The sequence below is a fragment of the Maribacter sp. R86514 genome, from assembly GCF_044597005.1.
Taxonomy (GTDB): Bacteria; Bacteroidota; Bacteroidia; order Flavobacteriales; family Flavobacteriaceae; genus Maribacter.
On sequence record NZ_CP138999.1, the window covers coordinates 1,410,657 to 1,425,064 of the forward strand.

Annotated in this window: 13 protein-coding genes; 8 read left to right on the plus strand and 5 right to left on the minus strand. The window is 35.0% G+C overall.

Annotated elements, in window-relative coordinates:
• Positions 1–79 precede the first annotated feature (79 nt).
• The 4 genes from SJY30_RS06380 to SJY30_RS06395 form a co-directional block, all read right to left on the minus strand.
• On the minus strand, positions 80–2,275 hold the full coding sequence (locus tag SJY30_RS06380) for a PepSY domain-containing protein (RefSeq protein WP_396634742.1): 2,196 nt from the start codon (positions 2,273–2,275) through the stop codon (positions 80–82).
• A 302-nt stretch (positions 2,276–2,577) separates the two neighbouring features.
• Positions 2,578–3,063: a DUF2271 domain-containing protein gene (locus tag SJY30_RS06385; RefSeq protein ID WP_396634743.1), complete on the minus strand. Its 486-nt coding sequence runs from the start codon at positions 3,061–3,063 to the stop codon at positions 2,578–2,580.
• 51 nt (positions 3,064–3,114) lie between these two features.
• Positions 3,115–4,617, minus strand: coding sequence for an ankyrin repeat domain-containing protein (locus SJY30_RS06390; RefSeq protein ID WP_396634744.1), 1,503 nt, complete (start codon positions 4,615–4,617; stop codon positions 3,115–3,117).
• Positions 4,618–4,621: 4 nt separating this feature from the next.
• Entirely contained in the window at positions 4,622–5,527 is a 906-nt protein-coding gene (locus SJY30_RS06395; protein WP_396634745.1) for a DUF6607 family protein, read from the minus strand.
• 272 nt (positions 5,528–5,799) lie between these two features.
• On the opposite strand from SJY30_RS06395, the gene SJY30_RS06400 reads away from it, so the two are divergent.
• The 8 genes from SJY30_RS06400 (at position 5,800) to SJY30_RS06435 (ending at position 12,694) form a co-directional block, all read left to right on the plus strand.
• Positions 5,800–6,267, plus strand: a complete 468-nt coding sequence (locus SJY30_RS06400) for an OsmC family protein (protein WP_396634746.1) — start codon at positions 5,800–5,802, stop codon at positions 6,265–6,267.
• Positions 6,268–6,472: 205 nt separating this feature from the next.
• Entirely contained in the window at positions 6,473–7,183 is a 711-nt protein-coding gene (locus tag SJY30_RS06405; RefSeq protein ID WP_396634747.1) for a DJ-1/PfpI family protein, read from the plus strand.
• Between the two features lie 63 nt (positions 7,184–7,246).
• Positions 7,247–8,374 (plus strand): P1 family peptidase, encoded by a 1,128-nt coding sequence (locus SJY30_RS06410; RefSeq protein ID WP_396634748.1) that lies wholly within the window; start codon positions 7,247–7,249, stop codon positions 8,372–8,374.
• 125 nt (positions 8,375–8,499) lie between these two features.
• On the plus strand, positions 8,500–9,279 hold the full coding sequence (locus SJY30_RS06415; protein WP_396634749.1) for an SGNH/GDSL hydrolase family protein: 780 nt from the start codon (positions 8,500–8,502) through the stop codon (positions 9,277–9,279).
• A 309-nt stretch (positions 9,280–9,588) separates the two neighbouring features.
• The gene (locus SJY30_RS06420; protein ID WP_396634750.1) at positions 9,589–10,254 is read left to right on the plus strand and encodes a hypothetical protein; all 666 of its coding nucleotides are present in this window, start codon (positions 9,589–9,591) and stop codon (positions 10,252–10,254) included.
• Positions 10,255–10,397: 143 nt separating this feature from the next.
• Positions 10,398–11,177 (plus strand): HipA family kinase, encoded by a 780-nt coding sequence (locus SJY30_RS06425; RefSeq protein WP_396634751.1) that lies wholly within the window; start codon positions 10,398–10,400, stop codon positions 11,175–11,177.
• Positions 11,167–11,550 (plus strand): DUF3037 domain-containing protein, encoded by a 384-nt coding sequence (locus tag SJY30_RS06430; protein ID WP_396634752.1) that lies wholly within the window; start codon positions 11,167–11,169, stop codon positions 11,548–11,550. Before SJY30_RS06425 ends, SJY30_RS06430 begins: the two co-directional genes overlap by 11 nt.
• A 124-nt stretch (positions 11,551–11,674) precedes the next feature.
• Positions 11,675–12,694: an adenosine deaminase gene (locus SJY30_RS06435; RefSeq protein ID WP_396634753.1), complete on the plus strand. Its 1,020-nt coding sequence runs from the start codon at positions 11,675–11,677 to the stop codon at positions 12,692–12,694.
• Here the strand turns inward: SJY30_RS06435 and SJY30_RS06440 are convergent.
• Positions 12,676–14,013 carry an ATP-binding protein gene (locus tag SJY30_RS06440; RefSeq protein WP_396634754.1) on the minus strand — a complete coding sequence of 446 codons (1,338 nt, stop codon included), beginning with the start codon at positions 14,011–14,013 and terminating at the stop codon, positions 12,676–12,678. The genes SJY30_RS06435 and SJY30_RS06440 overlap by 19 nt on opposite strands.
• Positions 14,014–14,408 lie beyond the last annotated feature (395 nt).

Here is a 14,408-nt window from a genome sequence, read left to right on the forward strand (position 1 = left end):
AAATCGTTATCCAAAAATAACATACTAGACAAATTCGACAGATTGCTTCGTCGCAAAAAAAGCTCCTCGCAATGACAGCTTAATAACAATCTGTTTTTAGCTGACCGCTCTTTTCAAAAGCTTCAAAATTGATGGTTTGGTTGCCTTGCAGTATTCTTTCTAACACATCAAGAACATCATGTTGCATAGCCAGTGATCCACAAATCATAATGGTGCCATTTTGGTTAATGGTTTTCAACACTAACTCTTTTTGCTCTAAAACCACATCTTGAACATATTGCTTTTCACCTTCCCTAGAGAATGAAGTAAATACATTGATATTTTCAGAATTTAAGACTTCTTTTTCCAAAACGGAATTATAAATCCCCATAGAAGCCTTTTCACGTCCTCCCCAGAACATAGAGATATTCTGAGTTGTATTTTCAGAGATCATTCCTAAGAAAGGAGCTATGCCGGTGCCATTTGAGATGAAAATTGATTTTTTAGCATTTTTAGGAAAATGGAAGTCTTCGTTTTGATCTATTGCAGCTTTTATGGTTTCGCCAACTTTTAATCTGAAGAGGTAATTAGAACCTCTACCTAACTCGTGTTTTTTAATGCTAAGTAAAATAGTATCGTCAATTCTGGCAATCGAATATTGACGAACGGTATCATCATCATTTGGAAATACTTCTAACAAATCTCCCGAGGTAAAATCAACTTTAGATTTTGGCAGTAGTTTTAACAAGAACGTATCATCGACATTTAAATCGGTTCGCTCCAAAACTTCAAACTCAACTTTCTTATATTTTTTCTTTCTTAAAAGTGGTCTTTCTACAGGAATTGTGAATCCGACTTTATTAGCGTATTGAATCATCCAAAGTTCAAAAGAATCGAAATCTGATTTATTAATTTTAAACAAAGGCAATTGCTGTTGAAAATTCTTCGCCGATGCTATTTGATCATCTATCTCAATAGCGAACTTACAGTAATCTGGATAATCTAATGAACCAAAACCAATTACCGAAAAATCGATTTTGTTCGGTTGTTGTATCCTCGAAAACAATTCAGAAAATTTACGGGCATTTGTTGGTGGCTCACCTTCACCATAGGTAGAAGTAAATATAATAATGTTGGTCGCGTTTGCGTATTCAGCATAGTTATTTAGCTCCGATAAATAGACTTTCTTTCCAACCTTTGTTAATCCCTTATAAAATCGCTGTGCAAAATCGAATGCGGTACCACTCTCCGACCCCACTAAGATGATATACTCACATTCATCTTTATCTGTTATTTGCGTTATCCGTTTTGCTTTCTTTCTACGCTTCAACGTCATTACAAAACCTGAATACATAAAAAATAGAATAGAAGCACTTGCAAGCAATAATACAACAGACCAGATGACATTACCCTCACCCGTGTGTAATACCAAACTTAGTCTTGAAGCCAATGTTACAAAAGGGTAATCTGCACTGCGCACTATAGCGCCTGTTTGCTGATTTACATCAACCTCTATATTCTGTAAAGCAATAAGATAATATTCTTCTGAATCACTAGAAAAAGGAAATTCTACCTGTCTGATATCTGCCAAAGTAGTTTCCTTAAAAAATGGAACATCAGTAATATGTTCATACACTTTAGAGGCTCCATTTGAAGCAACATCTTGTTTCTCGACAACAGTATCCGGCAATAATTTAAACTTCTCGGCAGATAAATAAACACCCGTAAATGCAAGTATCACGATGGGAATAAAGAACCATCTACTTAATAATACATGGTATCGTAACTCAAAATAATCCTTCTGGACTTTCGAAAATAATTTTAAGAATCCGCCTTGGCGCTTAGCAAGCAACACAAGCCCGGTAATGGCAATAATAAATAAGAGTAAAGAAATAAGACCAACGAAAAATCTACCTATACTTTTTAGAAATAAAGAACGGTGTACGTTAGTCGCAAAAGTATATATGTACGGTCGTTCTTCAACCTCACCTAATTGTTCACCTGTGATAGGGTTCACATATATATCTAATGTTTCCATCTCCATAGTCAAAACCGAAGCCTTTACGAATCCTGATGATTCTACTTCTAATTCTAAAACCTCATCATAAGAATTCTTTAATGCATCTATAGTAGTTGCCAATGATACTTCTTCCCAATTCTCTACCGCATAGCCTTTTGCTTGGTGAGAAATGGGCTCTACCGCTAAAATTATTCCGGTAACAGCAGCCACTATCAAGAATAGTGAAGAAACCAAGGCAAGTGTAAGATGACTAAAGCGCCAAATAGAAATGGTCATAAATGGAAATGTAATTTTGTAATCTTGTTATTTTAAAAATTCCAGAATGTCTGTACTAAGACATTCTGGAATACATAATTGTGATTGTAAAATAAATACTTAATGTCATTTCGAGCGCAGTCGAGAACTTATAGGTTCGTATCTCACAACCAATGCATTTCGACTGCGCTCAATGTGACACGCTAACTAAAAATTGTCATTAAACAATCTGCTTCACAGGAACCCAAATCTCATATAACGGCACCATTCAGCAGATTGCTTCGTCTCGAAATACTGCTCCCAAAGACAATGATTTAAGACAATTACTGAGGCAACATACGTACGTAACGAATGAAACCTTTACCCTCCACCTTGGTGGTCAAGTTTTCTGTGGTTAACGGAAACTGAATATCATCTGCATAATACCCTTGATCTTCAACTGAAGTTTCAAAACGTAGTTGATAACCCTGGTCTATTTTATCCTTAGGAATCTGTAAAACATTCAGTGCGCGTTCTCCACCACTAATGGTCTCACCAGAAATAGCATCTATATTCGGGCGATTTTTTCCGTAGAATTTCCACCATTCTGTAATTTCACTGTACCATTCGCTGTCTTTACCTTGAACGTAAATCGTTTCTACATATTCATTATCGGCATCAACAATAGATACGATTAAATATGCACCTTCACCTGAATAGTTTGTTAATTGTATTAGACACTTTACAGGAGTCTTATCTACAGGATTGAATGCGGTCAATAAGGACCCGACCAATAGAATTGCCGGAATATATTTTAAAAATTTGTTCATGTATATAAAAAATTGTTCTCTATAAGAGATTTATAAATATGATTTAGGATTCTATTGCTTTAAGAAATTAAGAGACGTATTCTCTTTTTGCAACAATTCGTTTTCACTAGCCAAATCATATACCGTTTCTTCAAAATCATTGGTACTCTTTGCATCCGCACCTTTAGCAAGTAAAAATTTAAGCAACTTATCATTCTCTGCTTTCATTGCCGCTACATGTAAAGCAGTTAAACCTTCATCGTTCTTAGCATTGACATCTATATTAAAAACGGACACTTTTTTCAATAACTCTAAGTTATTTTTCTTAGCAGCCACATGATATAATGTATTACCTTCACCTTGAACGCTATTGAATTTTAATCCTTTAGACTTCAATAAAGCTAACTTAGCATCAAAAGCCTTTGCGTTTCTTTTATTATACGAATCTGCCAAAAAGTAAGCAGCCGTATTACCGGCAGTATCTTGAGCATTGATATCCGCTCCCTTACTTATTAAAAACTCAACCACATCTGCCTTGTTACTATGAGCCGCTAGCATAAGTGCAGTTTCCCCACTCTTGTTGGCAGCATTGATATCCTTCACATTTTTGGCTAATAATTGAACTATAGAAAGCTGGTTTCTAGCAGCAGCGTTTAAAAACGGAGTATTCCCTTTTTCATCTGCTTGGCTTACATCTGCACCAGCATTTAAGAAAAGCTCAATAATAGCAGCATCTTTAGTACCAAAAGCTAAACGGTGCAAAGGTGTGCTCCCATTTTTCTCTACAATATTAGGTTCCAAACCAAGACCTTTTAAATAGGTATAGACTGGCAAGCCATTACTGAATCCGCGGCCACCTTGCGATGCGAACATAAAAGCATTACCACCATTATCATTAAGTGACTTGTAATCAACTCCTTTTTTAATAAGAAGATTTAAAAAATCTATATTTCCTTTTTTAGAAGCGTAGTTGAAAATTCCGTTACCATCATTATCCTTACTATCTAAAGACAAACCTTTATCTAAAAAGAAATTCAATTCTTTTTCTGTCTTAATAGAAGGTGCAGCCAATAGTAAAACATTAGCACCATGTTCATTTTTCTCCTCCACTAAATTCACACCTATAGTTTCAAAAGCTTTGTAAATTTCAGGGTTTGTAAGTCCGGCATTTGCACCAAAAGCAAGCGGTGTATATCTATGACTATCCAAAGCCGTAACCGATGCTCCATTATCTAATAAAAACTGAACTAACTCAGCATCGCCAGCATACGCTGCCCAGTGTAAATAAATACGACTATCATGAGTTTTCTTATCTACAGCGTTACCTTCAAGAGATATTAAATATTTAACTACCTCTATATCTGCCTTATCGGTAATTGCTAAAGTAGTAGCATCAAAAGAATTGCTATCCATCTCAGCAGGGTCATTACCTTCTGCAATTTTTTGTTTTATGGTGGCAACATCTGGATTGCTCTTCCAAAATTTACGATCTATCAACTCATTTTTCTGCTGTGCAATACCAGTGAAGCTTACAAACAACAGAGCGGTTAAGGCTATTTGTTTTACGGTTTTCATGTTCTTATTTTTTAACGAATGATTCAATTACTTCTTCAATTTCATCTTCTTGATCATATTCATCATCAAAAAGATATTTATACAATACTTTATTATTTACTTTCTGTTCTAAAGAAAGGTCTTGATTACGACCATATACATCATCCCACTTGATACGCACTAAAGCCCATTTATCTGTATTTGATTTCCACCACGCAGCAGCTGCGGCACACTTGGTATCATCAACTTTTACATACGTATTATACCCTTTTTCTTGAGCAAGAATAACATCTTCTTTACCAGATTTACGAATTACCTTAGTATTATCTTGGTCATGTAACCAACCATAGTCGGTAACTTCATGACGGTTACCACGAACGGTCAAGTTGTAATCACTTCTTGTAGTGTACTCACGTCTTGGTAAAGGCGCATCTGCCGTATTTTCCCAGTAACTTTTACCATTTACATGAACCCAGGTAGAAGAACCCTCGTACCTCGGACTATCATCTACTTGAAATACTTTTTGCGTCCACTGCCCTTTCACCTGATCAGCAGGCAGCTTCTTAAATGTCCAAGTGTTATTAGTATTATAGGAATACAAATCCGTATTCTCAAACAACCAATCTTGTCTCCAGTGTTTTACAATATACGGATCAGCAGGGTTGCCTACTTGTAATAAATGTTGAATAGAGATTTTATCGTCCTCGTCTGTTATTAATTCTGCCCACTCTAAGCCTTTATCTACTTTGGTTTTAGACGGTTTATATAGTGAGTCTGTACTATGGTTAAAGGTTTCTGCGAAGTTAAAAGACACTTCATAACAACCGCACATGCTTTTTATAGCCTCGCGGTCTTTCTTTATTTTATCTTTTTGTGAAAAGGCACTTACACAAATTACCAGTGCCATGGCAATAGAAATAGGTGTTCTCATTAAATTTTAGTTATCGTTTTCTGGTTCGACAACAAAAATAGTTATTTTTATTTATTCTAAATAAGAATTATTTCTATTATTTTGAAACAGAACTTTAGCTCTGTAATAGAAACTGCTTAAAACCTCAGATAAAGTGAAAACGAAATACTAGATTTAATTTGATACCGGTTCTTTATTTAGAAAAATTACACGCTTTATCATACCCATATGATTTCTATATTTCTTATAATTGTTGCTAACATTTAAAACTGTTGAAACCTTAAATTATGAGTATGAAAAAACATAATTATGAAATAAAAGTAGAATGGACCGGTAATGAGGGAAACGGAACCAGAAACTATAAATCCTACAACAGAAATCATAAAATCAAAGCCATAGGAAAATATGATATCATAAATGGTTCAGCTGATCCATCGTTTTTGGGAGATAAAAGTAAATACAATCCTGAAGACCTTTTTCTTTCGTCCTTGTCCGCTTGCCATATGCTCTGGTATTTGCACTTATGCTCCGTACATAAAATTGTTGTAACCGAATATATGGATGATGCTACAGGAATAATGCAAGAAACTGAAAGCGGAAGCGGAAACTTCACCGATGTTACTCTAAATCCTAAAGTAAAAATCACTGATTCTAATATGATTGATAAAGCAAATCAATTACATGAAGAGGCAAATAAGATGTGCTTTATAGCAAATTCTTGCAACTTTAAAATTCGACATAACCCTAGCACGACTACCTGATAAAATAACTATGATTTTTAGCTATTTGCAGGGAAAAACAACCTTGTTTTAGTCTATTTAACCATCTATAACCAAACTGTAACAATCAAATATTCAATAAAAGAATTATTCTTGTAATTCTTAAATAACTATTGAATCTGACCAAATACTATAATCAAGAAAATAAGAAGAAGTTTACACCATGATAAAACATTAAAAATGTACTATGAAACAAAAGATGAAAGCATCAACATTTCAAATTTTCCTTTTTATTCAAATAGCAATATTAACAATCTGTTTTAAAGTGAATGCGCAAAACAACCCTGATCAAATGGAAAATACCAAAGAAATCGCCTTTATCATGTTCGATGATTATGAAACCCTAGACGTTTTTGGTCCGGCAGAAATCTTTGGGCGCCTAGTAGACACATACACCCTCAAGTTCTACTCGCTAGAAGGTGGCGTCATTACCAATAGACACAGTGTACCAATTATGACAGAAAAATTAGAAACTATCACAAAACAACCTGAGATAATTTTGGTTCCTGGTGGTTTAGGTACGAGAAAAGAAGTAGATAATACTCAGCTTTTAAATGAAATAAAAAAGCTTTCTTCTGAGAGTGATTATGTGCTATCTGTATGTACAGGTAGTGCACTTCTTGCCAAAGCAGGACTTTTAGATGGTAAAAAAGCAACTTCCAACAAAAGGGCATTTTCATGGGTAGAGACCCAAGGTGCAGATGTCAACTGGGACAAAAAAGCCAGATGGAAAATTGATGGTAAATATTACACCTCTTCTGGTGTAAGTGCCGGTATGGATATGGCATTAGGGTTCTTAGCAGATAGGCATGGTATCGACTTTGCTAGAAAAGTCGCTAAAGAAATTGAATACAATTGGACCGAAGATAAAGATAATGACAATTTTGTAGCGGAATAATCATGTCTAACAATATAAGGTAAGTTGTCAATAAGCAACCCATTTCGAAGTAATACACCAACTATGAATAAAATTCTACTTCTAATTATTTTTATAACGGTAAACACATATTCACAGAACAAAAGATTAAGAGACTATGGTATTGAAGTAGGTGTTTTAAAAACCGGTATTAATAACGCTATTACAGACGTTAAAGATGTAACTGTTGGTCATACCACTTTAATCATAGGTGATAGTATTAGGACTGGAGTCACAGCGATCCTACCCCACTCTGGCAATCTCTTTCAACAAAAATCACCCGCCGCCATATACTTAGGAAATGGCTTTGGAAAATTAGCGGGCTATTCTCAGGTCAAAGAACTTGGCAATATTGAAACCCCGATCATTTTAACAAATACATTAAGCGTACCGGTGGCTTCAAATGCCTTAATTACCTACACTTTAGAAAACGAAGAGAACCAAAATGTACATTCCGTCAACTCCATTGTTGGGGAAACCAATGATGGTTATCTCAATGATATTAGAGGAAGACATATTAGGGAAGAACACGTATTAAGCGCTATAAAAAATTCTAAAACAGGTAAAGTCGCTGAAGGAAATGTTGGTGCCGGCACAGGTACCATCTGTTTTCAGTATAAAGGAGGCATAGGTACCTCTTCTCGAATTATTCCAGAATCTTTTGGCGGTTATACTGTAGGTGTTTTGGTACAGACAAATTTTGGAGGAGTCTTTGAACTGAACGGTGTGCCAATTGCCAAAGAACTAGATAATTACTCTAGAAATTTCACCTATGATGTAGACGGCTCTTGTATGATCGTAGTAATGACAGATGCCCCATTAAATGCAAGAAATCTTGAAAGATTGGCAAAAAGAGCCATTATGGGATTAGCCAAAACAGGAGGAATCGCTTCTAATGGCAGTGGAGACTATGTGATAGCCGTTTCAACGGCAAAAGACAATTTGATTCCGTATCAAAGTTCATCTTTGTTCAATGAGAAAAAAGAACTAAGAAATAGCGCCATATCCCCACTATTTTTAGGAGTGATCGAAGCTACTGAAGAAGCTATCCTTAACTCTTTATTGGCAGCAAAAAGTATGACGGGTAGAAATGGACATGAGATAAAATCCTTACCTATAGAAAAGGTTCTTGAAATACTAAAAAAGTACAATAAACTAGATTCTAATGAATAGCCGAATTAGTATAGTGAAAACAAACTTCTCAAACATTACTTTCAAGGTAATTTATCCTACCTTCATACAAATAACACAACAACCCATAAATCCGCAATTGATTATAGTCATTTAACAATTCAAAAATGAACTTAAAATATACATTAGGGTCTTTCTTAAGCATTCCGCTATTGCCTATAATGTATTTTCAAGGTAAAAAAATTAAAAAAACCGTTCCGCGCTTACAAGAGGCAGAAGGTTCTGACGGCTCTACAATAGTATCTTCTAAGAAAACACTTCGGTTACTTACTATAGGCGAAAGCACTATTGCAGGTGTAGGTGTCAAAACTCATAAAGAAGGATTCACAGGTTTCCTTGCCAATGAACTAGCAGCTAGTTTACAAACCAATGTACACTGGAAAGTTTATGCCAAAAGTGGTTACACGGCTAAAAAAGTAAATGACCATATTGTAGACCTTATTACAGAAGAAGCCATTGACCTTATTGTAATTGGTCTTGGCGGTAATGACGCTTTTGAACTGAACTCACCTAAGAAATGGAATAGAGACGTTCGTGAACTTATTAAAAGCATTAAAGGTAAATTTAAAGATGCACCTATTGTATTTACCAATATGCCTCCAATAAAAGAATTTCCCGCTTTTACAACGATCATAAAGTTTACAATTGGCAATCTGGTTGATATACTAGGTGAGGAATTAAAGAAAATTGTAAAAGATTTTGACCAAGTATATTACTATGCACTAAAGCCTTCTAGCGCAGATTATATAAAAAGATTCAATCTTAAAATAAATCCTTCTGAATTTTTCGTTGACGGGGTACACCCTTCAAAACGAACCTATCATATCTGGGCGAAAGATATTTCAAACTTTATTACCCGATCAGAAGAAATTAAAAATCACTTATAACTTAAACTGTAAACCCTTTAAAAAACTAAATAGGTATAGTGTACTTACTTTTTGGTGAAAAATGCAAAGTATTAAAAGAAAAACCCATGTTCAGTTAATCTAACTATAAGTGAAAAAAGAAACTGTCATTATTCTATGTAAATTTTATTAATTTAAGTGGATGACCAAAAAAACCAACTAAATGAAAAATTACTTAAAACTATATATTATATAATGTTGTTTGCAATTTTAGTAACCGTAATCCATCACTTTTTAATAGGGTTCTTTGATCCTTTTGCATCTAACGAAATTTAAAAATCACCAATAATCATGAAAAACTTATTCGCCGCATTACTTTGTTCCGCTCTAGTACTTTCCTGTAATTCATCAGATAAATCTAAAGACAAGATTACAGAAAGTACAGAATCGAAAACAACCGCTAAAGCAGAAAAGCAACTAAAACCCGTTGAAACCGATCAAGATCTTATTAACACGGCATTAATGGCGACACCAGCTGAAAGCAGGGCTACAAGCAAAGTAATAGGCTATAATATGAACGGTGAGTTCGTTACCTTAAAAGAAGGAGATGGTGCATATATCGTATTGGCAGATGATCCAAGAAAAGACGGATTCAACGCAGCTTGCTACCACAAAAGCTTAGAACCATTTATGGCAAGAGGTAGAGCTCTACGTGCGGAAGGAAAATCAGCAGAAGAGATATTCGCAATTCGTGAAGCAGAAGTAAAATCTGGGACTATAAAAATTACCCCCGGTTCTGCCCTACACATTTATTATGGTCCAAATTCAATGTATAATGAAGAAACTTCTAAAGTAGAAGGTGCAAAGCTGCGTTATGTCATATATACCCCATTTGCTACATCGGCATCAATCGGGTTACCAGAAACTCCGACTGCCCCAAACCATCCATGGATCATGAACCCTGGTACGCACAGGGCGCATATTATGATCTCTCCGTTAGTTAACGAAGAAAATTAAAGACTAGGAGTCTACAACAAAACTAGGATGCAAAATGCTGCTTCTCATATAAAAAACCGACTTATAAAAAATAGTATAGATTTTTATAAGCCATACCTAAAACTGAATTTAGCACACAAAGAACTAACTACTATCTTAGCAGTATGAATACACTCGATATTAGAACAGTAGATGTTGTTCAATATTTACAACCCTTGCGAGAGGGCGGCTCTATGCCGGCTATTGTTAAAGCAGATGATGATTTTTTGTACGTACTCAAGTTTAGAGGCTCTGGGCAAGGTAAAAAATCACTTATCGCTGAATTTATAGGTGGCGAATTGGCAAGGACCATCGGTTTGAATGTACCAGAATTGGTCTTTATGAACTTAGAAGATTCTTTTAGACAAACAGAACCAGACGAAGAAATTCAAGATTTACTGAAGTTTAGCGTAGGGCTTAACCTTGGGTTACACTTTTTGTCTGGCGCTATAACTTTCGACCCTATAATTTCGAAGGAAGATGCCATGACAGCTTCAAAGGTTGTGGTGCTTGATAGTTTAATTAGTAATATTGACCGTACCGCTAAAAATGCAAATCTATTGTACTGGCATAATGAATTATGGGTAATTGATAATGGTGCAAGTTTTTATTTTCACCATAATTGGGAGACTTGGGAGAGTCACCTAAGCAGAACATTTCCGTTTATAAAAGACCATGTACTTTTACAACAAGCCACTGCCCTACCTGAAGCTGCCGAAGAAATTCAAAAATTCATCACACTAGAGAAAGTAACTGAAATTGTTTCAAACATACCAGAAGATTGGTTGACGAGCGAATCTGATGTTTTAAATGCGGATGAAAAAAGAGCTGCTTACATTAATTTTATAATCACTAAGCTATCTATGATCGATGTTTTAGTAAAAGAAGCGGAAGATGCAAGATAGACATACCTTCAAATTTGCGATAGTTAGAATTGTACCGAAAGTTGAACGAGAAGAGTTTTTTAATGTAGGTGTGATTTTATTCTGTAAAAGGACAAAATTTTTAGATATCAAGTATCAAATCAATGAAGAAAAGTTAAAAGCATTTTCTCCGGATATAGAATACGAAATTTTAGACGAATATTTAAAAGCCTGGAAATTGATTTGTGAAGGCAAAGAAGCTGGCGGACCAATAGGTAAATTAGATTTACCTGACCGTTTTGGTTGGTTAACAGCTTGTAGAAGTACGGTTATACAAAGCTCCACTACCCGATCTGGGCTAAGTACAGATCCAGAAAAAGAGTTAGATGACATTTACAATACGTACGTATTGTAAAAAATCTTAAGTTTTAAAAAAGGTCGTTATCGCATTTACGGTTCGCTATTATCACCTTTAATAAGTAAGTTTGTCAAAATTCTAAGACCTACTTATCACATTAAAGTATTTAAATCTTTTTCACATGGAAACATCAAAACTTCAAAGCATCATAAAAGGCATTCCGAAAGCAGAGCTGCATTTACATTTAGAAGGGAGTTTTGAACCAGAATTAATGTTCGAAATTGCAAAAAGAAATCATATTACGTTACCCTACGATTCTATAGAATCGGTAAAAAAAGCATATAAATTCAACAACCTTCAAGAGTTTTTAGATATCTATTATGCTGGTGCGCAGGTACTATTACATGAGCAAGATTTCTTTGACTTAACTTGGGCGTATTTTACCAAAGTACACAGTGAAAATGTAAAGCATGTAGAGGTGTTTTTTGACCCACAGACACATACCGAAAGAGGTGTTGCTTTTGATGTGGTGATAAAAGGAATTCACCGTGCTCTAGAAAAGGGAAAAAATGAGTTAAACATATCTTACAAACTCATCATGAGCTATTTGCGTCATATGAGCGAAGAAGATGCTTTTAAAACCTTAGAAGAGTCATTACCGTTTAAAGACATTATCGATGGCGTTGGTTTAGATTCATCAGAAATGGGAAACCCACCAAGTAAGTTTGAAAAAGTATTTAAAGCGTCTGCTGAACAAGGCTACAAGCTTGTTGCGCATGCAGGTGAAGAAGGGCCTGCGGAATATATCTGGGAAGCTTTAGACATCTTAAACGTTGAACGTATAGATCATGGCAATCGTTGTTTAACAGACGACGCATTGGTTAAAAGATTGGTCGATGAAAAAATTGCCTTGACCCTCTGCCCTACTAGTAATGTTGCTTTAAAAGTAATCGATAAGATGGAAGATCACCCTGTTGCCAAAATGCTCGAAAAAGGAATTGTTGCTACCATACATTCAGACGACCCAGCATATTTTGGTGGGTATATGAACGAGAATTACTACCAAACGGCAAAAGCGCTCGGCTTAACTTTAGCACAAATAGAACAATTGGCCATAAATGGCTTTAAAGCTAGTTGGTTAAGCACAACAGCGAAAGAAAATCATATCGGTAAAGTAAAAGATTATTTTAAATCTCTTTGATCGGCAAGCGGAATAAATAGTTCAAAAGTAGCTCCGTTACCTAATGAGCTTTTAACCCTTATTTGACCTTTGTGGGTAGTAACAATGCGTTTTACAATAGCAAGACCAATTCCGGTACCTTGATATTGATCATCGCTATGTAAACGTTGAAATATTTCAAAAACTTTACCTTCATATTTTTGATCAAAACCTATACCGTTATCAGACACCACAATGCGTGAATAAAGCTGATCTTCCGATAAATCCATTTCTTGATAATCTGAACCTTTTACAATTTTGCCTACTACTTTTATAGTAGGTTTTTCTTCTTTATCAGTAAACTTAATGGCGTTAGTGAACAGATTGAACAACAATTGTTTAAATTGAATAGGCCTAATCGTAATTAGACAATCCTTTGGCACCCTAAGAACGGTTTTGTGCGCTTTAAGCTCCTCACTCAACACATCTTTTACATCTAATACCAATTTCTTTAAAGATACCGTCGTCAAACTATTATCAATAGTTTCCGTTGCACCGTACGTTAATAGATCCTGAATAAGATCTCTCATACGAGCTGCAGATTTATCGATACGTTCTAATTTATGTCTACCGGCATCGCTAAGGTTATTAAATTCACTATCGCTGATCTGTGAGATGAACATTTGAATTTTACGTAAAGGTTCTTGCAAATCATGACTACAGATATGATTAAAAGACTCTAGGTCATTAATCATTAGCTCTAACTTTATAGTTTTGATTTCTAACTGATTAGTGCGTTGAAATACTTTTTTCTCTAGTTTTTTAGAGAATTTCTTCAGCTTTTTATGCGCCCGCTCAAGTTCCAACTTGTTCTTTCTAAGCTCTAATAAATTGATAACTTGCTCAGACAAAATATTCAAAGATTCTTTTTGGCTATCCGTTAATTTCCTAGGCTTATTATCGATAACACATAAGGTTCCTAAAGGCAATCCACTTGCATTCTTTAAAGGAATACCCGCGTAAAAAACTATATTGGGATCACCCGTTACTAATGGATTATCATGAAATCGCTCATCTTCGCGAGCATCTTCAGTAGTAAAAATAGGTTCATTTCCAGTGATGGCATGTGCACAAAAAGCATCTTCTATAGGTGTTTCAGAAACCCCTAACCCGTAATGAGATTTAAACCACTGCCTTTTATCATCTAGTAGTGTGATCAAAGAAATTGGGGTCTGACAAATTTCCGCCGCCAATTTAGTTAGATTATCATAATCTTTCTCTGGTAGCGTATCTAAAATTGAATAGGTATTAAGAAGCGCTAAGCGTTCTTTTTCCCTATCATGTATTTTGGCTTTTGTCATAGACTATTTAGAAGAGGTGCGTTTTAAAGACAACAAATATAATGCGCCTGCCACCTTAGCTATCCTAAATATAATATAATCATTTTAAAAAAAACTATTAAAAAACAGAGCTAAGACATGAATAATGTTTTGTTCTCAATAAGGGTGTAGCAACTAAGCTACCATTCACAAAAGTTAAAACAATGATAATCAAACACGATAGCGCTAGCCGATTACATACGAATACTATGGCTTATAATTTTTTTTTGCGACCACTTTTTTAACCATTAAATAAGTTGTAATAGATGGCGATAGACAGTAGCGTTATCCTGAAACCTGAAAAAGAGTTTTAAATTTTGTTTAATATTTAACATTATTCATTAAACAAAATAATATCTTTATCCTGTTAAATTATA